The sequence below is a fragment of the Nitrosomonas sp. Nm166 genome, assembly GCF_900112825.1.
Classification (GTDB): domain Bacteria; phylum Pseudomonadota; class Gammaproteobacteria; order Burkholderiales; family Nitrosomonadaceae; genus Nitrosomonas.
Genome location: NZ_FONE01000002.1, coordinates 76,481 through 101,884, shown reverse-complemented (window position 1 = coordinate 101,884; position 25,404 = coordinate 76,481). Strand labels below are relative to the sequence as shown.

At 41.7% G+C, this 25,404-nt stretch carries 23 protein-coding genes; 10 read left to right on the top strand and 13 right to left on the bottom strand.

What is annotated here, in order from left to right:
* From BM021_RS01205 to BM021_RS01160, 10 genes are all read right to left on the bottom strand, one after another.
* On the bottom strand, positions 1-1,362 hold the full coding sequence (locus BM021_RS01205; RefSeq protein ID WP_090717781.1) for an O-antigen ligase family protein: 1,362 nt from the start codon (positions 1,360-1,362) through the stop codon (positions 1-3).
* A gap of 5 nt (positions 1,363-1,367) precedes the next feature.
* Positions 1,368-2,765, bottom strand: a complete 1,398-nt coding sequence (locus BM021_RS01200) for a lipopolysaccharide biosynthesis protein (protein ID WP_090717780.1) — start codon at positions 2,763-2,765, stop codon at positions 1,368-1,370.
* 215 nt (positions 2,766-2,980) lie between these two features.
* On the bottom strand, positions 2,981-3,472 hold the full coding sequence (locus BM021_RS01195; RefSeq protein WP_090717778.1) for a hypothetical protein: 492 nt from the start codon (positions 3,470-3,472) through the stop codon (positions 2,981-2,983).
* Complete coding sequence (locus BM021_RS01190) at positions 3,469-3,768, bottom strand: nucleotidyltransferase domain-containing protein (protein ID WP_090717776.1); 300 nt, start codon at positions 3,766-3,768, stop codon at positions 3,469-3,471. Before BM021_RS01190 ends, BM021_RS01195 begins: the two co-directional genes overlap by 4 nt.
* Before the next feature lie 171 nt (positions 3,769-3,939).
* Complete coding sequence (gene gmd / locus BM021_RS01185; protein ID WP_090717865.1) at positions 3,940-5,025, bottom strand: GDP-mannose 4,6-dehydratase; 1,086 nt, start codon at positions 5,023-5,025, stop codon at positions 3,940-3,942.
* A gap of 160 nt (positions 5,026-5,185) precedes the next feature.
* Positions 5,186-6,472, bottom strand: coding sequence for an MraY family glycosyltransferase (locus tag BM021_RS01180; protein WP_177186265.1), 1,287 nt, complete (start codon positions 6,470-6,472; stop codon positions 5,186-5,188).
* Positions 6,473-6,555: 83 nt separating this feature from the next.
* Positions 6,556-8,829, bottom strand: coding sequence for a polysaccharide biosynthesis tyrosine autokinase (locus BM021_RS01175; RefSeq protein ID WP_090717773.1), 2,274 nt, complete (start codon positions 8,827-8,829; stop codon positions 6,556-6,558).
* 24 nt (positions 8,830-8,853) lie between these two features.
* Positions 8,854-10,098, bottom strand: a complete 1,245-nt coding sequence (locus BM021_RS01170; RefSeq protein ID WP_090717771.1) for a polysaccharide export protein — start codon at positions 10,096-10,098, stop codon at positions 8,854-8,856.
* A gap of 715 nt (positions 10,099-10,813) precedes the next feature.
* Positions 10,814-11,254, bottom strand: coding sequence for a low molecular weight protein-tyrosine-phosphatase (locus BM021_RS01165; protein WP_090717769.1), 441 nt, complete (start codon positions 11,252-11,254; stop codon positions 10,814-10,816).
* Positions 11,255-11,536: 282 nt separating this feature from the next.
* Entirely contained in the window at positions 11,537-12,322 is a 786-nt protein-coding gene (locus BM021_RS01160) for a PEP-CTERM sorting domain-containing protein (RefSeq protein WP_090717765.1), read from the bottom strand.
* An 880-nt stretch (positions 12,323-13,202) separates the two neighbouring features.
* On the opposite strand from BM021_RS01160, the gene BM021_RS01155 reads away from it, so the two are divergent.
* Together BM021_RS01155 and BM021_RS01150 are read left to right on the top strand one after the other, a co-directional pair.
* Positions 13,203-13,715: a protein tyrosine phosphatase family protein gene (locus tag BM021_RS01155; protein ID WP_090717762.1), complete on the top strand. Its 513-nt coding sequence runs from the start codon at positions 13,203-13,205 to the stop codon at positions 13,713-13,715.
* 205 nt (positions 13,716-13,920) lie between these two features.
* Positions 13,921-14,781 (top strand): MBL fold metallo-hydrolase, encoded by an 861-nt coding sequence (locus tag BM021_RS01150; RefSeq protein WP_090717760.1) that lies wholly within the window; start codon positions 13,921-13,923, stop codon positions 14,779-14,781.
* A 55-nt stretch (positions 14,782-14,836) separates the two neighbouring features.
* Here BM021_RS01150 and BM021_RS01145 read toward each other — a convergent pair whose 3' ends face one another.
* The gene (locus tag BM021_RS01145) at positions 14,837-15,838 is read right to left on the bottom strand and encodes a DnaJ domain-containing protein (protein ID WP_090717755.1); all 1,002 of its coding nucleotides are present in this window, start codon (positions 15,836-15,838) and stop codon (positions 14,837-14,839) included.
* 213 nt (positions 15,839-16,051) lie between these two features.
* On the opposite strand from BM021_RS01145, the gene hemP reads away from it, so the two are divergent.
* The 7 genes from hemP (at position 16,052) to BM021_RS01110 (ending at position 20,812) form a co-directional block, all read left to right on the top strand.
* Positions 16,052-16,237 (top strand): hemin uptake protein HemP, encoded by a 186-nt coding sequence (gene hemP, locus BM021_RS01140; protein ID WP_090717752.1) that lies wholly within the window; start codon positions 16,052-16,054, stop codon positions 16,235-16,237.
* A gap of 174 nt (positions 16,238-16,411) precedes the next feature.
* Positions 16,412-16,876 carry a bacterioferritin gene (gene bfr / locus BM021_RS01135; protein ID WP_090717749.1) on the top strand — a complete coding sequence of 155 codons (465 nt, stop codon included), beginning with the start codon at positions 16,412-16,414 and terminating at the stop codon, positions 16,874-16,876.
* Between the two features lie 119 nt (positions 16,877-16,995).
* Positions 16,996-17,643 (top strand): DUF2325 domain-containing protein, encoded by a 648-nt coding sequence (locus tag BM021_RS01130; protein ID WP_090717746.1) that lies wholly within the window; start codon positions 16,996-16,998, stop codon positions 17,641-17,643.
* A 98-nt stretch (positions 17,644-17,741) separates the two neighbouring features.
* Positions 17,742-18,698, top strand: a complete 957-nt coding sequence (locus BM021_RS01125; RefSeq protein ID WP_256207714.1) for a multicopper oxidase domain-containing protein — start codon at positions 17,742-17,744, stop codon at positions 18,696-18,698.
* Positions 18,699-18,861: 163 nt separating this feature from the next.
* Positions 18,862-19,179 carry a hypothetical protein gene (locus BM021_RS01120; RefSeq protein ID WP_090717741.1) on the top strand — a complete coding sequence of 106 codons (318 nt, stop codon included), beginning with the start codon at positions 18,862-18,864 and terminating at the stop codon, positions 19,177-19,179.
* Between the two features lie 18 nt (positions 19,180-19,197).
* A complete protein-coding gene (locus BM021_RS01115) occupies positions 19,198-20,064 on the top strand; it encodes an HvfB family MNIO-type RiPP peptide maturase (protein WP_090717739.1) in 867 nt (288 codons plus the stop codon).
* Positions 20,033-20,812 carry an HvfC family RiPP maturation protein gene (locus tag BM021_RS01110; protein ID WP_090717737.1) on the top strand — a complete coding sequence of 260 codons (780 nt, stop codon included), beginning with the start codon at positions 20,033-20,035 and terminating at the stop codon, positions 20,810-20,812. Before BM021_RS01115 ends, BM021_RS01110 begins: the two co-directional genes overlap by 32 nt.
* 38 nt (positions 20,813-20,850) lie before the next feature.
* Here BM021_RS01110 and BM021_RS01105 read toward each other — a convergent pair whose 3' ends face one another.
* On the bottom strand, positions 20,851-22,692 hold the full coding sequence (locus BM021_RS01105) for an ABC transporter ATP-binding protein (RefSeq protein ID WP_090717735.1): 1,842 nt from the start codon (positions 22,690-22,692) through the stop codon (positions 20,851-20,853).
* 5 nt (positions 22,693-22,697) lie between these two features.
* Positions 22,698-23,891, bottom strand: coding sequence for a TraB/GumN family protein (locus tag BM021_RS01100; RefSeq protein ID WP_256207713.1), 1,194 nt, complete (start codon positions 23,889-23,891; stop codon positions 22,698-22,700).
* Between the two features lie 571 nt (positions 23,892-24,462).
* On the opposite strand from BM021_RS01100, the gene BM021_RS01095 reads away from it, so the two are divergent.
* On the top strand, positions 24,463-25,023 hold the full coding sequence (locus BM021_RS01095) for an FxDxF family PEP-CTERM protein (RefSeq protein ID WP_090717729.1): 561 nt from the start codon (positions 24,463-24,465) through the stop codon (positions 25,021-25,023).
* Positions 25,024-25,404 lie beyond the last annotated feature (381 nt).

Sequence of the window (25,404 nt, the reverse complement as noted above, 5' to 3'; positions counted from 1 at the left end):
TCACCGTTTTTTTGACTGCACACTTTGTGCTTGCATAAATACCGAAGGAATGGATTCCAGAGTGGCAACGACCAAGGTCAGCAACATCAGAAGGTTCCAATGCAGCACCTGAAACGAGGCACCTGACAAGGAACGCACGAACATCAGAAAGATAAAACCTGCCGCGACGACTAATGGTATGTTAAACGCTGTGCCTGTACGCACCGATTGAATGAATAGCATCGTCATTCGTATCATCACAAGCAGAATAAACAAAAGAAGAAATGAAGCACCGAATACTCCGACGTTTACAAAAGCTTCGATATAAGTGCTGTCGAGTGTCGAATATTCCATGCCTATCGAGATGTTGAGCGTTTTATGGCCTGCAAATCCGATACCAAACCAAGGATTTTCCAGAATCGACTGCCAGGCGATTTCCCACATGTGAGTACGCCCGGACAAGCTCTGAAACTGGTCAATATCTTGTCCCCGCATATAATATCCAATCAGCGGCTCAGCACCTAGTGCGCTAAACACCAGGATAGGCAGAAGCAATAACTTTCCTGCAGCTTGCTTGCTTGCAAGCAACAAAATCATAATCAGCAAAGCAACCGCTGCGATGGAGCTTCTGGCATGGGCCAGAACAAGAACAATGCCACCAGTCACAATAAAAATCAGATTCTCTTTGCCAAGTTTTCCAGATAAAACCCAACTCGCCACGCCAGCAAACAGCACCATGGCGGCGAACTGTCCGAGTGAATTGGGAGAAATTCGTGGCACGATGCCCCCCAGTGATCGCGATAGGCTCTCGCTCCCGAGGAAACTCCATTGATCATAGCCGTATTGAGGAAAGGTTAACCAACCAATGAATGCGAACAGCACGGTTACAAACAACAGCAACATATAGATGGAAAGAATCTCATTCAGCGTAAGCAAGCCACGTCGAATGTCGATTCGAACGACTGAGGCAATCATTAAGATCACCACCAACTCGAAGGATTTCCATAACGCCTCGCGCCAGTCAAGGGAATAGATCACAGAAACTAAGCAAGCTAAAATATACAGTAGATACCAATTCAAGATTGAACGTTTCAGCCAGATTGGTTCCTTCAAGAATCTTGGCAGCAGAACTAGAAAAAGTCCGCAAGTAATCACGATGCGGAGCAGCCGTTGAGTACCCAGATCAACATCTGCAGTGTAAGTCTGGACAGAATCATTGGGCCAAAACAACAAAGCAAACAACAATAGAACGGGCCAAGCAAACCAGCGTTTGTGAATTGCAACGGACACACCGTGCCTCAGGGTTGGCAGGAAGAGCAATGGCATCAGTAACACGCTGCCAATAGCCAGAATGGTGAGAATGGCACTTACGGGGATCTGCATGATTGTTACCGCTTGGGAACCATTGGCGGCACCATATCGCCACGTTGCAACGAATCCTGGTTTTGGGATTTCCCTACGCTGGCGACAGCGCCATGTGATTCAGTTTTGCCTTCATCGGCTAATTTTTCTTTGGTAAGCGCGCGCATTAGTACCCGATACAGCAGTAAGCAAAGAATCAGCTCAGCCATCGCAAATGCCCATACCGCACCCATGCCGCCCCAAAAAAATGAAAAACCTGCAGCCAATATTATCGCAACCAAGGCAGCCGAGGAGTTTACGATCAGCATGTCTTTAAATTCTTTGCGTATCTCCAGCCCCATGGTTAAGCCGTTTCGCGCAGCCATGAATACCGTAACTGCACACCAAGCCAACACTACTGGTTCGAGAGCAGCATAGCTCGGTCCCAAAGCCAGAGGCAAAGCAATATCCAGCACTGACAGCAAAGCTGCAGAATAGATCAAGGCAAAACCGACCAATCCTGCAACGGTTATCCAGATGTGACGCTGCACGACCACAGGATTACGGCCGCGCATTTCGGCCAGGCGCGGCATAACGACCTGATAAAGAGGTGGAATCGCCATCACTGCCGGGGTCAGCAGGATGCGCGTGGCATTCACCTCAGCCAATGCAGCCAGTCCAAGAATGGGTAGGATGACGAAGTTATGTGCCTGAGTACGCACGCTGTAGACAATGCTGGTCATAGCGTACCAGCGTCCGCCCTGCCACGATTCTACAAAAGCCTTTCGTAACTCACCGAAACTCAATTGGCACCAGGGCAAACGAAGCATATATAGGGTAAAGACAGCGCCTATCAATTGACTAAAAGCAACGATTCCAAGCCCCATAGATGCGCTTTGATTGATTGAAAGAATGTGGATTATAAAAAATGCAATCGCGGTGCTCGTTGCTACACTCATAGCACTACCCAACACCAGCCATTCCCTGCGCTCCACAAAGGCAATGCGTACCACCATGTCTCGGGTAGCGAAACCAAGTGTAGCCATGGCCACAGGCAAGGCCAAGTCTTGCACTATGTAAATAAGCTCTGAATCTATAGAGAGTGCTACTTTAAGCATCGCTGCTAACAACACGATTAAGATGCTGATAATGATCATGGCTACCACATGATGCATGGCATACGAACGCCGCTCATGCTCTGCGCGATCTGGGTTATTTACTACGTACTGTACAGCAAATATTGCTGCCAATAATGCTGAAATAATAAGATAGGAGGCAAAACCGAGTGAATAAAGACCAAAATCATCCTTTTCCAAAATCCGAACCAAATACAACACAATTCCAAAGTTAGTAAGGCTACTGATTATTTGGCTCGAACCACTTAATGCAAAAGCACCACCATTACGTTTTAGGCTGTCAAACTGTGATTTGAGTGCGCTACTCATACATTTACATTATTGATGAGATACTACTGGGTGTGGTGTCATAGGATGGCGAATCAAGTATTACCTTAATGCATTCTTCATTCTTAAAATTTCTTCACAAAAAAATTTCATACTTTATACTCGTTTGTACTTCACATTACTTCAATAACAAGTAGCGTAGTCTATCCCTCTATTGTTTTATCTCTGACCGCAATGGCATTGAAGTTTCGGTTAATCTACTTTCGGGAAGTTATCCAGCCTCTTGTCTCCAAATCAACCAATATTCTAGTAGCATCCGCTGTGAGCGTAGATACATGCTCATGCCCTCTGTTTAGCGCTTCTGCCAGTTTATCCAGATCCTCCATATATTCATGTACCATCTGATTGCGCAAATCACGTAATGCCATCCATATCTCCGTAGACTCTACCAAGCCAAGTTTTTCTGCCCGATTTAAATTATCCACAGCAGGGCCGGTTGTTTCACCCACCGCGTTCAGATAAGTTGGCAGTAGTTTATCTCCTACTGTATCCTGCAATCGCCCAAAGCGACTCACAAATGCATCCACGCGCTCAGCAAGATCCACATCCTTCTCTAGCCGCTCCGCCTTTTCACGAGTAAAAGGAACATCAAAGAGGCGCCGATCTGTTAGTTGTAAATAATGTATTTCCTTGCTTACCACCCTTGCCAGAAATTGGAGCCGAAGCTTTTTCTGTGGGGAAATATTCATAGTATCAAGCCCTCTTTTTGCGCCACGTCATGAATTGGGAAGTGCTCCAAATTAGGGGCAAGCAAGATGACATCAATCTTTTGACCTCCTAGCAGGTAACTTATCCGCCCCGATATTCTTGCACTCAACCAGGCAGGGCTTTCCACTGAGTGCGGGATCTCTACAAGCAGATCAATATCACCGCCGCGCGCATTGTCATCTGTACGGGAACCAAACAAGCGCACTGTTGCATCTTTTCCTGCCAATTCAGAAACAGCTTGCTGGATGACATTAATTTGCCGCGAATTCAGTCGCATAAGTATTCAGGCTCTCTTGGAAATTAAGTAAGTTAAAAAATACGCCTATTTATCCCGTACGATAACATCGGTATCCCTTGATCTGTTGCAATCATACTGTCATCCGCTTTTGATCCACACTACTGAACAGTATACCGAATGCCGACTGCACGAAAATTGCGATATGCCAATCTATTCTTTGTAGTCATATACCTTATAACCTTGACGCTTGATCAGCGTATCTACCTCGGCTAACTTCAAATCCTCACGCATCATTTCCGCAACTAATTCTTCAAAACTGATTTCAGGCGTCCAGCCCAACTTATTTTTGGCCTTGGCGGGATTGCCCAGCAGCGTTTCGACTTCAGCCGGGCGGAAATAACGTGGATCAACGCATACAATGACATTGCCTTTCTGATCGCTTCCGGTTTCGTGCACGCCTTCACCCTGCCAGTTTATTTCTATTCCCACTTCTTTGGCGGCAATGTTGACAAAATCACGTACTGAGTATTGCACCCCGGTGGCAATCACAAAATCTTCAGGCTCATCTTGCTGTAACATCATCCACTGCATGCGCACATAATCCCTGGCATGCCCCCAGTCACGCTTGGCATTCAAATTCCCAAGATACAAGCAATTCTGCAGACCTAGTTTGATGCGTGCCAAAGCACGAGTAATTTTTCGGGTAACAAAAGTCTCACCCCGATTAGGAGATTCATGGTTAAACAAAATGCCGTTACAAGCATAGATGCCATACGATTCCCGATAATTTACTGTAATCCAGTAAGCATATAGTTTGGCTACTGCATAGGGAGAGCGTGGATAAAAAGGCGTAGTTTCTGATTGCGGTATTTCCTGTACCTTTCCATATAACTCAGAAGTTGAAGCCTGATAAAAGCGCGTTTTCTTCTCCATTCCCAGTATGCGAATCGCTTCCAGTAGACGGAGTGTGCCAATAGCATCGGAATCAGCAGTATATTCAGGTTCCTCAAAGGACACCGCCACATGCGATTGTGCTGCCAGATTGTATATCTCATCGGGTTGCACCTGTTGAATGATACGAACCAAGCTAGATGAATCTGTCATGTCACCGTGATGCAAAAAGAAACGCACATCCTTTTCGTGTGGATCCCGATAAAGGTGATCAATACGGTCGGTGTTGAATAACGAGGTACGGCGCTTAATGCCATGCACTTCATAACCTTTCTTCAGCAAGAACTCAGCCAGGTATGCGCCATCCTGACCGGTCACACCTGTAATTAAGGCTTTCTTATTCATGGCATTATATTTCCTTATTTTCGCGGGTAACTTCAAATGCAATCGTTTGATGACCCAAGCCACGCCAGCGGCGTATTCTCGACTCATCGTAGGGACTTTCAGAATTATAAGGATTCAGATCTTCCTTACGTCTAAAAAAACGGCGTAGCTCTATGTCCTGCTACTCTTTCAATTGCTGCTGTAGCGATGCAATATAGGGTTCTAATTTCTCTTCTGTGGTGCATATGTTTTTATTCAGCCAGATGTTTAAAATAAACGCAAAGCATTTGCCTGAATTATTGGGAAATTTATTAGGAGATGGTGCCTGCTCAAAAACTCTGATCGAAAAATTCATGTCGGGTCCGAGTTCTTCGTTAATTATCTTTGCTATCTCTTCGGTTTCTTGGGCGCTGTATTTACCAGAGAGAGTTCCTTTATTTGCTGTTGGAGCAAATCCTAACCGGGTTCTAAACAATATACGGAAGTTTCGTACCATTGTTACAAACCGTCCAGGACGTAACGTCAATGCAAAATAACCGAAAAATACCAGGAGAAATGCAATCAGCATTGTGAATTCTGAAATGCCCAGGTATAGACCGGCTAATCCTATTGTTCCAAGTAAAATATGTAAAAATGTAATCAAGCAAGTGGTTTCATTTACAAAAAAACCAGCTTTTAGTAATAAGTGATGTAAATGAAGACAATCAGGCATAAATGGAGACTGACCGATACATATCCGGCGTAACATTACGCTGATAGTATCCATGAGTGGAATGGAAAATAGCCAAATTGCCGTTACCGGCGTCATTGCCGGATTCTGACCTTGAGAAAGATCAACGAATAACCAGGCTAATAAAAAGCCGAGCAGCATGCTGCCGTTATCCCCCAGAAAAACCCGCGCATAGCGCTTAGTAGAATAACGAAGGTTAAAATATAAAAAACCCACCACGCCACCAGCAAGCGCGGTGATGAGTATTAAGTTGTGCTGATCTTCAGCCAGGAACGCAACAACACCGATTAACAAAAGCGTCGCCAGAGAAATCGATCCTGAAAGACCATCAACGCCATCGATCATATTCAATGCATTGATTCCACCAATGGTTGCAAAAACGGTAAAGGCAACAGCAAAAATTCCCAGTTGCAAAGGAAGACCAAAAAGTAAATTACCGAGATCACTTACTATCATTCCACCAATGAGTGCCATGATAAGGGCAACCATCGCTTGAACCATAAAACGTAGCTTGTAGCTAAGCTTGATAGCATCATCTACAAAACCGGTAACAAAAATGATAATTGAGCAAATTCCCAGAATAAAACATTCCTGGGAATGCTCAGTATAAAAGTTAGTCAATATGCCGAATGCGACAAAGAAGGCTGCCAATACCCCTACACCACCCACAAAAGGCGTACTGATATCATGCAGCTTATGCCCACCATCTGGTTTATCGGCAATGCTAAGATTTGACATTAAAAAGATACTGAGCCGAATAATCAAAATTGAACAAAGAATACTCAGCGAAAATGAAATAATATTCATCGAATTAAAGATTATTAATTTGATTTCTTGTAGCTGTATTGATAAACATATCTGCCATAGTTGTAGCCATACCCATAACGAGATGATAATTCAGGCATATCATTGAATATAAATCCTTTAATGGAGGTCCCCGATTGAGAAAATTTCTTCATGCTTTGCTCCAATTCTCGCTTGGTATGTAATCCTGCTTTGATAACCATAAAGGTCGCACCAACCATTCGGCTAATAATGGCGGCATCTGTAACAGCCAGGATAGGTGGCGAGTCAATAATGATGAGATCATATTGTTTGGTAAACCCTTCCAGAAGGGCACCAAAGCGTTCGTGTAACAATAGCTCAGAAGGGTTGGGCGGAATTGTCCCTGTAGGAATAAAATCGATGCTGGTCAGCGGCAGTTTATGCGTCGCATCCTGAACAGTAATCGAATTTAAGATCATTTCAGATAAGCCGTTTTCTCTCCTTACGCCAAGCAATTTATTAATAGTGCCTTTACGCATATCAGCATCTATCAATAATATTCTCTTACCGGCATCAGCCATGACTGCAGCAAGGTTAGATGATATAAAAGTCTTGCCGACGCCTGGCCTTGGCCCAGTAATCAAGATGACATTGTTTTGTGCTTCTAATAAAGAAAAATGCATTGTTGTACGCAAACTGCGTAAACTTTCAATCGCCAGATCTTCTTTATTTTGCAAAGCCAAAAGATTTGGCATCTTTTGATCTAGCTTGACGGGCTTACTAATTTCTTTATCAATTTTTCGTTGGCTTCTGCTATGAGAGACCGTCGCATAAACCGGAACACTCAGATATTTTTCAATTAAATCAGGATCTTCAATGCCACGATATAACAATCTACGAATAAACACTGCGACAATACCTAAAAATAATCCTAAAACAAACGCTACGCCAATAATGAGTTTTTTATTAGGTTTAATCGCTTCTATGGGCAATACCGCATAATCGATGACTCGTACATCCCCTACTGTTCCTGCTTTTGCTACGCGTAAAGCTTGCGCATTGTTAAGCAACGCGTTGTAGAGACTGGTCGTCACTTTTACGTCTCCAGACAACCCCAAAATGACTTGCTGTGTTTCTGGTAGCACCTTAACCATTTTTTCATGTGCACTCATCTGTTCCTGCAAACGGGAAATCTGCTTGTCTACAGCAATAACATTAGGATGGGATTCAGTAAATCTCTGTCTTAATTCATCACGTTTCTGTTGTAATAGCGTAATTTGAGTTTTGATTTCCACCACACCCTTCAAAATATTTTGTGTCTCAATATCCAGATCAACAGAGCCTTTTTTATTTCGATATTCATTCAGGGTAAGCATGGCTGATTCCATTTGATCTTTAAGGGCAGGTAACTGCTTATCCAAAAATTCCAAGGTTTTTTGTGATTCAGCAGATTTATGCTCAACATTTTGTTTTACATAAATGCTGGCTATTTCATTCAATACCCGCGCAGCATGACCTGGATCCGGTGATTCCATTGTCAGCTCGAGTATGCCTGTATTTTTCCCTTTCTCAGATACAGTCAGACTCTCTTTCAATTGCCGAATGGCCCTTGTTTCTGACTGCCGGATGAGAATAAATTGAGTGTCTGGGCGCGCTTTTAATTGCGACACAAAAATCGTTACGGGTGGTTGGTTATCAGAAATTTGTTCACTGATCAACTTGCCAACTTTACCTGTTAAGATAGTCTCGTCATTATGCAGGATTTGGAATTGCCCTTCGTTTTCAGTCAGCAAAGTTAATTCTTTATCCTTTAAATTATCCGGTACGGTAAAAGTGCTGACCTGTATCGCTTCACCACCCCAGGCAAAATGTGGTTGGCCAAATAAAGGACTGGAAATCGCGTTATCTTGATTTTTTTGATCAAACCTTCGGACAATGGTCTCACCTACAAGCGGAAAATATCGCGGTCTGGCAATAATCTCTAAACCCAGATTTTTAACGGCTTCTCCTAATACCATCCTGGATTTAATAAGCTCAATTTCCGCCATTACTGGCATATTACTTTTTAATATATCGTTCAATGGCTCCAATCCTGCCATCGTTTTAGGCTTCTCATTGACTTGTAACAAAGCATCCACTTTGTAGATCGGTGTATCGAGAAATGCTTTTGCTATACCTATCGAAAATACAATGACGGTAACCACAATAACAAGCCATTTACCATCTATTAATATACCCAGCAATTCACCTAAATCGATTTCATCGTTTTCTGGATTCGCCAAGTAGTAATTAACTGGATCTTTAGGGGCGTCAGTTGAAGAGTTGAACATATACGGAGTTTGAATAATTAAAGATCAAGGTAATGTTCTAAACGGTTGAACTCTTAAGGATCCGTCAAATAAATTCAGCAAATCAACGGTCGGTTGTATTTGCGCAATAATCTGGTTCCAGCGAATACCTTCAGCCCGATCAACAAAAACCACATCGCGCGGTTGCAAAGGGAAGCGATCTGCCAAGATGAGCGCATCTGGAGATTTAGCATCCAAATGAAAGATTGCTGATCGTCCCAGTGCGCTTCTGAATACAAAGATTCTGGCAGCATCAGAAGTTTCCTGATCAAAACCTCCTCCTTCAGCCAACGCTTCGGTCAATGTCATGCGTGCTTTATTCATAATGACACTTCGTGGCCTGACACCAAAACCACGTCCTAACGTGGTCTCACCCAAAACAAAAACTTTATTAAGGACATTATCAGGCACGTTGAGAACATCTCCATGTCTGAGCAATACGTTTTGTTTGATATCACCGCCTTCGTAAAGACTCAACAGGTTAATACTGTATGTCTTGTTGTCACGTGTTAACGTAATGTTACGTAGATCCGCTTCAGGTTTTACCCCGCCCGCACTATTAATCGCTTCCAGTACAGTCAACGGTATATCCTTGACCAGATGAATCCCCGGTTGTGCAACTTCACCCACAACATAAACCCGTTGACTACGATATCCAGCTACGCGCACATCAAGCTGAACATTTTCAATATATTTAGAAAGTTTTCGAGTTAACTCTGCGCGAATTTCCTCAACTGTTCTACCAGCAGCCTGAATCACACCGGCATAAGGATAAAAAAATGTACCGTCTTCTCCAACGACATTACCTGCCGTTTCAGCACTACGAAATTCACCAGCAGGAATTGTTAACTCCGGATGTCCCCAAACAGTAATATTAAGAATATCTCTCGGACCCACACGATATTGATCATAGGGTTCTTTCTCAGGGGTACCTTTTATGGTTTTCGAACCAATGCGATAATCAAAATAATGATTAGCGACATTGTCAGGGCCTAAGCTACGATTATTGATATCTTTTTCCATATTAACAATTAATTGAGCATTAATTGTCTGAATGTTAAGCCTTTTCAGAATTGTCTCGTTATCTTCCTGAGTCGGCATTTCTACACTAGATTGAGTGGAAAATGCTCGCATATGCTGCCCTGGAATCACTGTACAACCTGTTAATTGACTCAGTATCATCAGAATAAGAAAAATATTCGCCGAAATAAATTTTATTTCTTGTATAAACAATACGTTATTTATTACCATACTCACTGCTTCGAGTTTGCCTAAACAAAACCATGTAAAACTCTTGCGAGAAAACCATTATTCCGATGCCAGGAATTTATAATCCAAAGGGCTTACCCTACATGAAACTGATCTATTCCATATAGAAAAAAAGATGTATTTTTCCCCATTTTCTTATTGCTTTATTGCATAGGACAATATGCAATAAAAAATACGACCCTCACCATTTTGTATGGAAATAGGATCGTCCAAGTTCAGCAAACTCAAAAAAACTTCCTAAAAAACTGCAAGCCCCCTTATCCTAAATAAGATTCTCTTTTATCCATTAATTATGGATACTTGAAATAATACTTATCTCTCTAACATTAGGATGAATGGAGCCTCTAAATTAAACTCAAAGATATTATTTACTATGGGAAAAGATATGCTCGCTATTTTTTATTTTTATTAATTGCTTATCTTAAAAGCCTATTCGCTATATTTACATTTACTGAAACTTATGAAGTGCTCGCATTATAGTTATATTTCTTTTTAAATCTATAGGGCAAATGTCCTTTGATGCATATTCTCTATAAGAAAGCAAATATCGCATTTCCTAATCGTTATCAGTAAATTATAAAAGGAAAAATAAGCAGCAAAGGTTTAGATATTCATTAACGAATATTGCATCTGAAACTGCATCTTAGAATTTAAGCCAGCTTATTACTAACTTCTCAAACTGTTTACTCAAAATAAATTACAACTTTTTAATCCATTGTGATATGCCTTGTTCGATCAAGACAAACGATCTTTCAAAGGCAGAGAGTTCTTTTTGATATGGGTCTGCGATGTCAAATTTTCCCCACTCACCTAATCGAAAGATTTTCCCTCTTGCACTCGGTTCATTTTCTTCAAGCGCATTCTTCTGATTTAATTCCATTACTAAAATGAGTTCCGATTTTCGAATCATCTCTTGATTTAATTGGCAAGCACGATAGCTTGAAATATCAATGCCTTTTTGCATCATTAGCTGGCAAGCTTTTGGATCTGGGGAGCGCCCTATTAATGCACCAAGCCCAGCAGAATTGACGGAATAACTCGGCTTATTAGCTTCAGCGAGAGCTTGTTTGAATAATCCTTCAGCCATGGGGCTTCTACATATATTTCCGACACAGACAATGAGTATATTTTTTAGCAAAATGATTCCTTCAAATAGTTACCTTCAATTGTTTCAGTCTCATAGTCCCCCGAATTTTGATCTGTTTAAAAATAGAGTCGCTCGCTACATAGGTGTCACACAAAATCGGCAAATTAGCTAAGGAAACGCTGATTCTCCTCAAAAAAATAGCGTTTCTTTTAAAGAAACGCTATTTGATATTAAGTACCTGATAAAGATATTCTCTTAATTTATACCAGCGCAGCTTAGGTAAAAATAGTATTTACCAATTAGGCTGATGATTCACAGATAGCTTAAACAAAATTATTTATTATAGTAAAGCCATTTTCTCATCACGAACATTCCAAACAAGCCTAAAACTAACAACATATACATTGACGGTTCAGGAACAGCAGAAATTGTTAACTGTGCCCCCGTAAATAAAAAATCCTCATAAGTGCTTTGTGTTAAGGCAGTGTTGAAACCAAATATTGCTGCTGCGCTTGTAAATGCAAGAGGTAAGGAAGCCGGATCATACAAATTAAGTGCTACTAAATCAAAGAATACATTACCACTTGGTGCTGAAACATTTATCAGAGAAGTTACATCGAAATTATATCCCGCTACGCTAGGCTGTATAAGTCCAATACCGGCAGCTGCGCCAACTAATGCGGGAACAGTTATGGGATTAGCCGTTAAAGGACTCTCAAAACCATCACTACCAGTAAATGTAGTATTAAATGGGAAAGTATTTGCAGGATCAAACAATGGATTAGTTTGCTCTACCTCAACTGCTGCTTGCGATCCTAAACTTGAAGAGCCATCACTGATATTAGTAACTTGAGCCCACTCTCTGGGAATATCAATTGCATTAAACCCTTTAAGTGTTGTTGAGACATCATCAGATAAAAACAAAGTCAGCGTGGCTGATGAAACAGTGCCAGGATTCCACAAAGGTGTATAGCTTATTGAGCTGCTATAAGTACCGCTATCCTCACTTATTAAGTCCGATGCTGGAGCACTAGTGAAAGTATAGGTAGTACTGGCCATTACTATATTAATGCTTAATGCCAATGATAATAGAACTAAAATTTTAAATAATTTTTTCACGATTCTTCCCTCTTTTTATATTGTTGTTATTAAGAAAATCCAATCAGAGAGTTTATAAAATTTCATACATTGATAAATCTATGCCACCTTATAGTTACTCTATAGCTAATTTTGATTGAATTTTTTTAAAGCTATCAGCTTGCAAAACATTTTTACTAATTGCCCTAAACTGAAGTATTATTTGTGCACCCCCTACTTATTTTCAATCAATTTCCCTAAAGATCAGACGATTGAATTCAAAATTAAAACAAAAATTAACATGTCGTTAATTTCAATATTTTAATTCAAAAAAAAAGTTAGAAAATAGTACAGTATGCCTTATTTAACAGGACATTTAACCTGAAAGTAAACACAAAACAAAAGGTATCGCAGAGTAAAAATGCGTGTATTGATTACAGGTAAATAGAAAGATATTAGCTGCTTTAAAGGGCCCATTTTGCGTTCGGTAGCTTCACGGTCATTTTATTTTCATGATGACTCCGCTCCAGATTTAGCAGCCGTTGCTGCCGATCCTTAACAATCAAATAAAAAAAATCAAATAAAAAATAATGCGCTACTCCCAGAAACCATGCAATATTGAGATATTTAGATTATGGGGAGGAGCGTAACATCATACTGCTTTCCAGTTGTTCAAACGAAAGCGGAGTCGTCACCATATTGATCCATAATGCTGATGCAGCACTGCAATCATTTTATAGCAACCCTGCCCGGAACATATCCAGTATGTCTGTATATAGTCAGTAATCAGAATTTCCTTTCTATCCATTAAGTGCCTTTTATCCAACAGATCGGAATCAATCTGAATAATTTGAATTCAATTATTCATTACAGCTACAATGGATAGCATTCTTTTTCACTTGGCACATCAAATGGAGTTTATATGAAATACTTTATCACTCTGATGACATTAGTGACCATTCTGTTTGCAAATGCAGCACAAGCTTCCGGCCGGATACCCTTTGGACATCAGCTTGTTCCTGTTCAAAACTATAGCCGCGCTACGGAACAAATCGCGATCTCGGGTCTTATCGGTGATGGTGGCGCTGAAGCATTGGCTTCGCATGGTTTCAAAACGATCATTGATTTACGTACTGCAAATGAAGGCACGGCTGATGAGAAAGCATTGATTGAGCGCAACGGCATGAGTTATATCAATATCCCGATGACTGTTGCCGGTATCAGCGAAGAACAACTGGCTGCCTTTACGGCAGCCTTCGAAGCAGCCCGGATGCCCGTCCTCATTCATTGCGGATCAGGCAATCGCGCCGGTGCCATGTGGGCCAGTTATCAAATCAGGAAAGGCGTTGATCCGGAAGTAGCGCTTGAGGCTGGTCGTAAAGCAGGTATGCGCCCGCCCATGGAAGAGAAAGTCAGAGCTGCTTTTGTAAAATAAATTTTTATCATATCCCTGGTTTCTGCTGCATACTACCAGATGATTAAAAAGATAAGATGATAGGGAATGACATTTCAGCATTAATGCTCATATATCGCTGACATAGCAATCGGGGATGGTCTCGGTCCCCTCCAGTTCAAATGACTTGATCAAGTTCGCTTTGGGAAATACATGCAAAAACCTTCGTCAGATAGCGAGGAAATAAATGGTGCCCCATGTTAAAGCATTTTTTGATCCGGCAACCTGTACTATCAGCTATATTGTTTTTGATGCCCCGAACGGAAGTTGCGCCATTATTGATCCAGTTCTGGACTATGAGCCAAAATCGAGCAGAACAAGCACTCACTCAGCCAATAAGCTGATCGAATTTATTCACCAGCAACAACTATCAGTTGAATGGATACTTGAAACACATCCGCATGCAGATCACCTATCATCGCTAGATTATCTTAAAAATCAATCAGGTGGGAAAACTGCGATTGGGCATCGCATTCCGGTTGTGCAGCAGACTTTCAAAGAAATCTTCAATTTTGATGAAGATTTCATTCCAGATGGCCATCAGTTTGATCATTTGCTTACTGACAATGAGTTATTTCAGGTAGGTAAATTAACAGCCAAAGCCATTTCTCTGTCAGGGCACACACCTGCTGATATGGCTTATCAATTTGATAATGTCATTTTTGTAGGCGACACGCTTTTCATGCCGGATCTTGGTACTGCCCGTGCTGATTTTCCAGGGGGCAATGCGCATCAGCTATTCAGATCTATTCAGAAGCTACTGACCTTCTCACCTGAAACAAAATTACTGATGTGTCATGATTATCCGCCTGCCAATCGCTCAGCAGCGTGGGAAAGCACAGTTGCGCAACAACGCGCTCATAACATCCATGTGCATGATGGTATCAGTGAAGACGAGTTTGTAATAATGCGTAATAAACGAGATGCTACCCTAGAAATGCCCACTTTGTTGCTGCCTTCGCTACAGGTCAACATTCGAGCCGGAAAATTACCGCCAGCGGAGCAAAATGGAATTGCGTATTTCAAAATACCGATTAACTGGATCTGATTAATTCTGAACGTCAATCCAATCAGTAGTAAGTAAATGCTTTTTATAGTCAGGGCTAGGCATGAGCGGTAATAAAGTTTCCCCGCTGTTGATCAAATTTTACCGTAATAAAGCGGCCTCCAACCGAAATCTCTTTACCTTCCTTACGTTGATGAGCCACTTCAATGACTGCCTGAAGGTTAGGTGCATCGATTTTTATAATGCCGTGCAAATCAAATGATTGTTCAGTTAGAAAACGTATCCCTGTGGGCGACAAGTCTTGCAATAATCCCTGATAAGGCCCGCCTGGCCAAAATAAATAGAGCATGAGCTTTCCCCTCAGATTCATTCGCATCATTGTCCTGTATGATGGTTTGAGACCTTCATAAGGCATAACAAATAGCGGGCTTGCGCACTCCAGGCAGCTCTCTCCTTGATACACAGTCGCTTGCGGTAGATACGGCGTCTTACAGAAAGAACAGTAATGAGTAATTACTGCCTGGTAAGCGTTCATTGCTGATTGAGAGATATTACTGACTGAATCAGCAGCTGTGGAAACAGATTCCTCAGCATCATATGAAAAATTATTGGCAACCAATAGCACATCATATTGTTCACGCATTACAGGATTTGACAGTGTTTGATAGGCTTCATCCAGTAACGCAATATCCTGTGGTAAGCTTTTTTTTAACGCTTGATAGCTAGCTGCAATAATCATAATAGGCGCATCAGGCTGAACTTGAAGTATTCGGTAATAGTTACGTTGATTCTGTTGCTGCGTGAATCGAAAGTTTCTCTCGTTCTTTACCCTAAAATTAGCATTCGAACAAAATCCGCCCTGGCTGAGCGTTTTAATATGGTAGCGTTTCAATAACTCATGATCATAAGCTGCTCGCTTAAGGGGATCCCGCAAAGTGTCATAAGCCATATCAAGCAAATTCTCATTCCAATTCGAATCGCCCAGGTCTGGATGTATTTTTAGTTTTTGCATCAGAACACGGTAATTTTCTCTAATCACCGCCATCGAAGCATCGGGTTGAACATAAAGAATTCGATAAAAATTTCGTCGCTCGATCATATAAGTAAGAACTTAGAATTCTTATCAATACAGCTGATAAGTATTTGAGGAGGCATCATTCTACCATTGCTTAAGCAAACAAACCGTCTACATTCCACAGCAGTCTTCATTAAAAAGCTCAAATTTAATCATTAATTTCTTGCTGAGGTCTTGTACTTTCTCAAGGAATTAAATATAATGAGAATCATTCTCATCTAAAACACGGACTCAATTATGGATACTGCATTTTTCTCTCAAACAAGCATAAGAAGCTTGCATCAGTCTAAAATATCTGATGTAAAAAAACCTATTGATAGCGATACTCTATTTAAGGATAGTGATGTCATATTCATCCTGCATAACGGCGAGCAATATTCTTTACGACGTACGCGCAATGGCAAGTTAATTCTGAACAAATAGTGGATTAAAGCCGTATATCATGTATATTTACACCTGTAAGCTATCATTCTGGCAATGCTATTCGTGAAACTGTTTATGAGTTGTAGAGTTGATCGGGTACGTACGAAATACTAGACGATATCTTTTGTTTTGAATTCAATTTCTTACAGGCAATACCTATCTTAGGAGACGAGCATGAAAGGTAATGTAGATATTATTCGCTGTCTGAATCAGCAGTTACAGCATGAATTAACGGCCATTAATCAATATTTTCTCCATGCACGCATGTTTAAAAACTGGGGATTTAGTAGTCTTGGGAAACACGAATTCGAAGAGTCTTGTGAAGAAATGAAGCATGCAGATAAGCTCATTGAGCGAATTCTGTTCTTAGACGGTTTACCCAATTTGCAAGATCTTGGCAAACTGATGATCGGGGAAACTGCCGAAGAATGTATCGAGTGTGATCTAAAGCTTGAGTTCATCGCGCGTGAATCTCTGCTTGCTGCTATAGAAGCCTGTGAATCAACGCACGATTACGCATCGCGGGAAATTTTTAAGCATATTCTGGAAGATACCGAAGAACATATTGACTGGCTGGAAACTCAGCTTGAGGTCATGAAAAAAATCGGTATACAAAACTGGTTACAAAGCCAGGTATAAGTTTTTTCCTTGCCGCTGGAGTTATCCTCCTTCTTCAGCGGCACCTTTAGCCAGCCAACCTGCTCCTTCCAGGTCAGCCAGCCGATTTTTTTAGCTGATGATTTGTAGGAGATTCGATTATGAAAATTCTTAAGAAATTGGCATTAGCCAACATGGCTTCATCAGGCACTATTTCTTATCATTATTCCTCTAATCTTGCATACACGGATATTTTTTTATCCTTTTGTCTGCGCAGTTTAGAGAAGTTAGCCAATCGAATCAATCAATATCTACTCATCCGTAAAAAAGCCAATTCATTGGAATGGAAATTTAGTCATTCTCGTCAGAATATTCTGAACGTTTCGTCAGTTCCGCTTAAAAATTCTCATGCCAATGACTGGGCGTTACTGATCAAAGCCAACTCTCGCAAGAACTATAATAATAGCGATCATATTAGTGACAGTGATAACCTTCATTTAGTAGGACGATCAGTGCTATGTGTAGGCGGTCGCGCAAAACTTTATCCAGAATATCATCAATTGATTGAATGCTCTGGCGGTAAATTAGTAACATTTCATGGCGATCCAAATGATCATTTGCATCGTTTGCCCCAACTCTTGGAAGAGGCTGACATGATCATTTGCCCGATTGATTGTGTTAATCATGAAGCTTTCTTTATCGTCAAATATTACTGCCAGTATTCGGGTAAACCTTGCGTATTACTCGATCGCTCAGAAACAAATACTTTCCGTAAAGGAATTAGTCGACTAGCCATTTTGACAGAATAGATAAAGCCTCTGATTAAGCAAATCTAGAATTTTATTTTATTGTGCCTTGATTTAAAAGGATAAATATGATTTTTCAGTATATTAGGAAAATTCCGCTAATGATACTTTTTTTTCTAAGTCTCGTATCTTCATTATCAGTACATGCGGCTGTGAGAGAGTACTGGATAGCCGCGGAAAAAGCATCCTGGAACTACGCACCTTCTGGGAAGAATTTGATTAACCCGGACGATGGATTGGGTGTTTGGGGGCAGTCTCTAACATATACCAAGTACCGCTATATTGGCTATACAGATGGTAATTACTCTACACCACTGCCGCAACCTGAATGGATGGGAATTTTGGGACCTCAATTGCGTGCCGCGGTGGGAGATACATTAAAAATTCATTTCTTAAATAGGACAGACCGGCCGCTTTCCATTCATCCGCATGGTGTAATGTACGATAAAGATAGCGAAGGCGCGGATGGAGGTAAAGGTGCCAGCATTCTGCCTGGAAAAAGCTACACCTATACCTGGATAGTGGACGAAGACGCCGGGCCTGGACCAACTGACCCATCATCCATCGTCTGGCTTTATCATTCTCATGTCATGTCAGAAGATGAAACGAATCTCGGTTTGATCGGTACGATTGTGGTTACTCGTGAGGGTAAGGCACGTTCCCCCTCTAACCCCATGCCGCAGGATATTGACCAGGAATTTACCGCTTTATACATGATCTTTAACGAAGAAAACGGTGAGGAAAGCGGAATGAAGCACACGATCAATGGTCGAATCTTTGGCAATCTCTCTGGTTATGAAACCCGTATTGGAGAACGTGTCCGCTGGCATCTCGTTGCATTGGGTAATGAAACGGATAATCATACTATCCATTGGCATGGGCAAACCGTGCTCGACCATGGCCGCCGCACTGATGTCGTTGAAGTATTGCCTGCCAGCATGACATCGGTTGATATGATTCCCCGCTCAGTAGGAGATTGGTTATTTCATTGTCATGTCGATGACCACATGACTGCGGGAATGTCTACTCGATGGCAAGTTATTAATAGCAAGAAATAAATATACCTGTCTTTACAATTACTTTTAGAAATCATTAATACATCTTTTACTTAATCATTCATGTCGAAAAAATTATAAGATGTAACAGAAATAAAGACTTCATTTTAATTTGGAGTTATTATTCCCTGTTACTAATTTATCAATCTTTTATGGGAGAAACTGTATGTCGAAAAAATCAATCAAACCTGTTTCACTTGCCCTAGGTACTGCTTTTGTTACCGGTATCGCTGCCAGTAATGTATCGGCAGATACCCATACCAATCCTTTTGCCATGAATGAATTAGCAGGTGGTTACATGCAGCTTGCTGATGCAGGTAGCACCACCAAGTCAGAGCAAGATAATAAATATGGCGACAAAAAATCTGAAAAAGAAGGCAAGTGCGGGGAAGGCAAGTGCGGTGGTGCTATGAAAAAGAGTATGGAAGATAAAAGCGGTGAGAAAAAATCCGAAAAAGAAGGCAGTGGCGACCCTAAACAGTAATTCACACAGCATTTAGCCATGCACAGTCAGCATTATCCTGTTCATGGTGCAGGTCTTGGTCTGCGGAGAACGCTCATGCGTTCACTCCCGGATCAACCCGCTAATACGGTAAATTTCTGGGAAATAGCGCCAGAAAACTGGCTTGGAGTGGGTGGCTATTATGGCAAAAAATTTCGTGAACTCGCTGAGAAATTTCCCTTTCTTTGTCACGGCTTATCCCTTTCTATCGGTGGACCAGCACCATTAGATGAGGCTTTTCTGCAGCGACTGAAGCGTTTCCTGAACGAACATCATATTCGCTGTTACAGTGAACATTTGAGTTACTGTAGTGATGATGGTCACCTGTATGATCTGATGCCCATCCCTTTTACTGAAGAAGCAGTTCATTACATTGCTCAGCGTATTAAGCGAGTACAAGATATGCTGGAACAACGCATTGCGATGGAAAATATCTCCTACTATGCGGCACTTGGCAAGAAAATGGAAGAAATCGATTTTCTCAACGCAGTATTGCAGGAATCGGACTGCGATTTATTACTGGACGTCAACAATATTTACGTCAACAGCATCAATCATCACTATGATGCTGAAGCTTTTCTCAAGCAGCTTCCAGCAGAACGTATCCGCTATATTCATATCGCTGGACATTACCAGGAAGCAGATGATTTGATTGTGGATACTCATGGTGCAAATGTCATCGATCCCGTCTGGCAACTGTTAGATCAGACTTATCAACAATTTGGTGTTATACCTACGCTACTGGAGCGTGATTCTAACTTTCCACCACTTTCAGAACTGTTGGAAGAGGTCAATATCATCCATTCATTACAATCCAAGTGGCAGAGCCAAAACAGTGATCACCTACAATACGGCCGATCGTCCTGATTTTGTGCGGCACCAGTACGCTTTTACAGCCCATATCCGTAATCCGGATAAAAACCCGCTTCCAGAAGCTATAGAAGAGCGGCGCATGAAAATCTACCGCGAACTGTTTTATAACAATGTGGAAGAATTTATCGCTGACACTTATCCAGTGTTACGCCAGATTACACCGGATGAACGCTGGCATTCGATGATCCGTGATTATTTCGCTAACCATCGATCGCATACCCCGCTGTTTCCAGAAATGCCGCGCGAATTCCTGAAATACCTGGAACATGAACGTAAACCGCACCCGGATGATCCGCCTTTCATGCTGGAACTCGCTCATTACGAATGGGTTGAATTAGCACTTTCATTACTGGATGAGAAGGTGGATGAAACAAAAATAAATTCAGAAGGCGATTTGTGGGATGGAATCCCTGCGATTTCTCCCTTGGCCTGGCCACTCAGTTATCACTTCCCGGTTCACAAAATAAGCCCGGCCTTTCAACCCAAGGAAGCCAGCAAAACTCAGACTCACCTGATGGTTTATCGTGATAACAATTTTGATGTGCATTTTATGGAAATCAATCCGGTAACAGCCCGACTGATACAACTGATCTCAAGCAATACCAGTCAAACCGGACGAGCCTTGCTAATACAAATTGCTGAAGAACTTAACCATCCTGAAGCCAATATCGTTATCCAAGGCGGTATGGAGATATTGGATAGTCTGAGAAAACGAAAAATAGTTTTCAGAACCTGTACCTAACCGCACACCGAGTGGTGGACATGATACCGGCTTGTTTTCTACAATCCCAGAAATCCCCCTGATTGATGACTCCACAATTGCGCATAAAGTTGATTATTGGCAATGAGTTTGGCATGGCTGCCTTGTTCAACAATTTGGCCCTTATCAAATACGATGAGTCGGTCCATTGCTGCAATCGTCGATAGGCGATGCGCGATGGCTATTACTGTTTTACCCTCCATCAGCTGATACAAACTTTGCTGGATACTGGCTTCTACTTCTGAATCCAGTGCCGATGTTGCTTCATCCAGTACCAGAATAGGCGCATTTTTTAATAGCACACGGGCAATGGCAATGCGCTGCCGTTGTCCGCCAGAGAGCGTGACACCCCGCTCGCCTACATGGGCATCATAGCCTGTTCGACCCTTGATATCTCTGAGTTTCTGAATAAACTCATGCGCTTGCGCTTGTTTGGCAACGGCAATCATTTGCTCATGGGTGGCATCTGGTTTGCCAAACAGAATGTTGTCACGGACTGAGCGATGTAATAGCGAAGTGTCTTGTGTCACCATGGCAATACTGGCTCGCAAGCTATCCTGAGTTATTTCGCGAATATCCTGCCCGTCAATGGCGATACTTCCTTGTTGAACATCGTAAAAACGCAATAATAAGTTCACGAATGTCGATTTGCCTGCGCCCGAACGGCCGACAATTCCAACTTTCTCACCCGGTGCAATAAGCAAATTGAGATCGTCAAAAATACACGATGATTTCTGCTGATCTGGGTGATAGGAAAAATAAACATGATTGAAATGAATTTCACCACCCCGACAAATCTGCAGCTCTGTTGCGTTTGGCGCGTCAGTAACAAGCTGCGGTTTGGATAAGGTATTGATACCATCCTGTACCGTACCGATATTTTCAAACAGGGCATTGACTTCCCACATGACCCAGTGCGACATACCGGTTAGCCGGATGGCCAAGCTCATAACGATCGCAATGGCTCCAGGACCGATGGCACCGTGCAACCATAAATGAATTCCTAGTGCTCCCGTCACAAATACCAGTAGCATATTGATAATCCACACACAAAAATTGAGCAAAGTCGACAAGCGCATTTGTGGGTGTACTGTGGACATAAATTCTTCCATACCCGCCTTGGCATAGGCAGATTCCCGCTGACTCTTGGAAAAGAGCTTAAGTGTAAGGATATTGGTGTAGCTATCGACGATACGTCCAGTCATCAAAGAGCGGGCATCGGCCTGCAAGGTGGAAATGCGTTTTAATTGCGGAACAAAATGAGACAGAATGCCAATGTACAAAAATAGCCAAACCAGTAATGGCAGACACAAGCGTGGATCTGCATTAATGACTAGTATTAAAGTAGTAGTGAGATAAACGGTTACAAAAAGTATAACATCCAGTAACTTCATTACCGTTTCTCGCACCGAGATTGCGGTCTGCATTACTTTAGTGGCAATACGACCACTGAATTCATGCTGAAAAAAAGTGTAACTTTGGTTGAGCAAGTAGCGATGTGATAACCAACGAACACGCATCGGGAAATTACCCATGAGTGTCTGATGAATGACTGCTGAGTGTAGCAGCACCAAAACCGGGATCAGTATCAGAATAAACACAGACATGGCCAATAAAGTTGGCCATTCATCTTCCAGAAAATGCTCCGTCTCTTTTTCCGCCAACCAATCAACAACTTGACCAAGCACACCATATAACATGGCTTCACTGATGGCCAGACAGGTGGTCAATAATGCCAATAAAACCAGATAAAACTCAATTCCACGGATATAGTGGCGGCAAAACCGATACAGTCCTTTCGGCGGCTCGACGGGATGTTCCGGTGGATAAGGATCTATCAAACGCTCAAAGAAGCCGAACATATTCGTTAACTGCTGCTCAGTTGTTCAAATATCCTGAATCCGGCTACATAAGTGCCGAGAGCGGCACCCAATGTAGAGAGTATAAAAATCAGCAGAATTCGCGTCACTTGATTATTCCACCAACCCTTCAGGCTAGTTGTGTCCGTTCTGAGTTGATTAAAGTCACTGACCCTGGGTTTACGTACATAAGCCTCAACTGCAGCAACAACCATACCAGCACCAATTGCCGGATGTAATGTAGTGATGGGAGCCGCCAGAAAAGCACTCAGAATTGAGAGCGGATGAGCAAAAGCAATCGCTGTTCCCGCCGCAGAAAGTCCGCCCGTGATGAGTATCCAATCCATCACCATACTGATACCTATTTCAGAGCTGCGCATAAAGCCGATAGCGAAACCTCCCAAAATGAAAATAACAATCATCCACGGGATAAACTTGAGCCATCTGGAGGGTGCTGGGATAGTATCCAATTGTGCAATTTTATCTTCCGGGTTAGCAATACTTTGTGTTCTTAGTTGTTGCGCTATACCATTCAAGTGCCCGGCACCAATCACAGCCAGCATATGCTGATAATTATTTTCTTTGCATTCTTTAATGATACGGGCTGACATATATTCATCACGCTCGCTGATGAGCGGCCGGAATAAGTCTTTCTCATCCTCAGCAAATTGTGAAAAAGAACTTTCCAGCACATCGCCTTCTTTTAATTTCTCAATCTCATCCGGGCTGATTTTTTCTTTACTGATTACGCTTTCGATCAAGCCGGCAAATAAAATAAAACGCTTCCACCAGGATACATTATGATAAATTCGTTTCAGAGTTATACCAATCTCGCGATCAATCAACAAAACAGGTAATTTGGCTGCCTGGGCTTCTTTGATTGCAGTCCGCATTTCGGCACCTGGTTCAATACCAGACTGCTCCGCCATGCGTTGCTGGAAAGCGCCTAACGCAAGACTAGCGGCCACCATACTGGCTTGGCCGTTCTTGATCACCTGGAACAAATCCATTTTGGCCATCGCATCAGGATTAACGATCGCTCTATGACGGCTCGGACATAATTCTACAGCGACAGCATCATATCTTCCTGTAGTAATCAACTCTTGGACCTTATCCGCACTGGCTTTTGAAACGTGAGCAGTTCCCAGTAGGGTAATACTACAGTTATTCACTTTAACGATTTCGAGAGGCTCAGTTTGCACATCGTTTTCTCTCGAGAATTCAACGCTGCATTCTTTTAATTTATTCATTTGCTTGTATTTAAGAGTTTTAAGAATTGAAGTGAATGTGTACACAATAACTTAAAATCGCAAAGCAAGGTTATCATGCCGATGACTAAAACGAAATTCGACTGGTTACCTATACATTAATATCTGATACAGATATGTCTGTTAGACACACACTCATGTATCCATAAAAAAGGAAGAGCTTCCTCCTATAGCCCAGAAATAGAACAAACCTAAATAGCATGTAGCTAATTAATAATCATTCACTATCCTACTTGACCTTGACCTTTACCATGAGCCACAGAGTAAAATGACTAGTGATTTTTATTTTTATATTTAACAGGCTCTAGAGTAATACAAATGTACTACCCAAGGGTGTAGTTATGTCCCAATAAAACAGGAAGAGTTTCCTATGGCTCCCGAAATAGAACAACCTAAAATACGTATGTGGCTAATAATCACTGGCTACCGCTTAATTTGAGCGCGCTATTCATGCACGTGTTTGTGATTAATCTAGGTTTTGTAAACTCACTTTGGAGATTTTAAAATGAAAAACAGTTTTAAACTAAAATTAGTAGCTGCTGCTGTTCTGATGGCAAGCGGTGTTGCTCATGCAGGTATCGCTAATGTACCCGGCGATGGATCAGTAGCAAATCCCTATCTAATGGGTGTAATAGGCGCATCACCCTCTGTGCTTGCTGCAACTGTGACTGGTAGCCCAACTTCATTCTTCGAAGAATTTGCAAATTTTACCATTCCAACACTATCAACAACCTCCGGCTCTGCTAATACCTATTCACTGAATATTGGAGGTATCAACGTTGCTGAAATTACAGGACTAACCGTTGAAGTATGGGATGACACGCACCCCAGTGGAAGTACTTTGTTTGCAACCCTTTCAGGTAATAATGCAACCAATCTTATTGGTGATCTAGCTGCAGGTCAATACCATCTCGATATCAGCGGTAACTTAGGAAGTTCTGCTCATATCGGACAATATTCAGTTGCACTGCAAGCTTTACCTGTGCCAGAACCTGAAACATATGCCATGTTGCTGGCTGGCTTAGGCTTAGTAGGCTTTTCGATACGCCGCCGCAAGATAGCTTAACTTGACCTCTACTATGAGCCACAGAGTAAAAATCACTCTGTGGTTTTTATTTATTGCTTTTTAATATACGCACCAGGTACTTAGAAAATGCGAAATTCCCTCGCAGAAGAATGAATGATTATACCCCCTATACTTCAACGATTATAGAAACTACGTGCAACTTCCATAGTTAAAACTCAACCTGTGTTTTAATAAAGCAGGCGATTTTATCTTATTAAATTTCTTTCATAATCAGCCCATTAAATACAATTGTGCTCTTCCTTCTATTTCACATGATTTGTTCGGAATTTAATTTATTGTCTAATGATTTTGATCATCCATCAATATCCCAATGCTTCCTTGATCATGATATCGATTGTTCCAACAAATAAAGCTGAAAAG

Excerpts from the sequence above, each read along its gene's own strand:
- BM021_RS01205 (WP_090717781.1), bottom strand. The coding sequence starts at position 1,362 with ATGCAGATCCCCGTAAGTGCCATTCTCACCATTCTGGCTATTGGCAGC.
- BM021_RS01200 (WP_090717780.1), bottom strand. The coding sequence starts at position 2,765 with ATGAGTAGCGCACTCAAATCACAGTTTGACAGCCTAAAACGTAATGGT.
- BM021_RS01195 (WP_090717778.1), bottom strand. The coding sequence starts at position 3,472 with ATGAATATTTCCCCACAGAAAAAGCTTCGGCTCCAATTTCTGGCAAGG.
- BM021_RS01190 (WP_090717776.1), bottom strand. The coding sequence starts at position 3,768 with ATGCGACTGAATTCGCGGCAAATTAATGTCATCCAGCAAGCTGTTTCT.
- gmd (WP_090717865.1), bottom strand. The coding sequence starts at position 5,025 with ATGAATAAGAAAGCCTTAATTACAGGTGTGACCGGTCAGGATGGCGCA.
- BM021_RS01180 (WP_177186265.1), bottom strand. The coding sequence starts at position 6,472 with ATGTCAAATCTTAGCATTGCCGATAAACCAGATGGTGGGCATAAGCTG.
- BM021_RS01175 (WP_090717773.1), bottom strand. The coding sequence starts at position 8,829 with ATGTTCAACTCTTCAACTGACGCCCCTAAAGATCCAGTTAATTACTAC.
- BM021_RS01170 (WP_090717771.1), bottom strand. The coding sequence starts at position 10,098 with ATGGTAATAAATAACGTATTGTTTATACAAGAAATAAAATTTATTTCG.
- BM021_RS01155 (WP_090717762.1), top strand. The coding sequence starts at position 13,203 with ATGAAATACTTTATCACTCTGATGACATTAGTGACCATTCTGTTTGCA.
- BM021_RS01150 (WP_090717760.1), top strand. The coding sequence starts at position 13,921 with ATGGTGCCCCATGTTAAAGCATTTTTTGATCCGGCAACCTGTACTATC.
- BM021_RS01145 (WP_090717755.1), bottom strand. The coding sequence starts at position 15,838 with ATGATCGAGCGACGAAATTTTTATCGAATTCTTTATGTTCAACCCGAT.
- hemP (WP_090717752.1), top strand. The coding sequence starts at position 16,052 with ATGGATACTGCATTTTTCTCTCAAACAAGCATAAGAAGCTTGCATCAG.
- bfr (WP_090717749.1), top strand. The coding sequence starts at position 16,412 with ATGAAAGGTAATGTAGATATTATTCGCTGTCTGAATCAGCAGTTACAG.
- BM021_RS01130 (WP_090717746.1), top strand. The coding sequence starts at position 16,996 with ATGAAAATTCTTAAGAAATTGGCATTAGCCAACATGGCTTCATCAGGC.
- BM021_RS01125 (WP_256207714.1), top strand. The coding sequence starts at position 17,742 with ATGATACTTTTTTTTCTAAGTCTCGTATCTTCATTATCAGTACATGCG.
- BM021_RS01120 (WP_090717741.1), top strand. The coding sequence starts at position 18,862 with ATGTCGAAAAAATCAATCAAACCTGTTTCACTTGCCCTAGGTACTGCT.
- BM021_RS01115 (WP_090717739.1), top strand. The coding sequence starts at position 19,198 with ATGCACAGTCAGCATTATCCTGTTCATGGTGCAGGTCTTGGTCTGCGG.
- BM021_RS01105 (WP_090717735.1), bottom strand. The coding sequence starts at position 22,692 with ATGTTCGGCTTCTTTGAGCGTTTGATAGATCCTTATCCACCGGAACAT.
- BM021_RS01095 (WP_090717729.1), top strand. The coding sequence starts at position 24,463 with ATGAAAAACAGTTTTAAACTAAAATTAGTAGCTGCTGCTGTTCTGATG.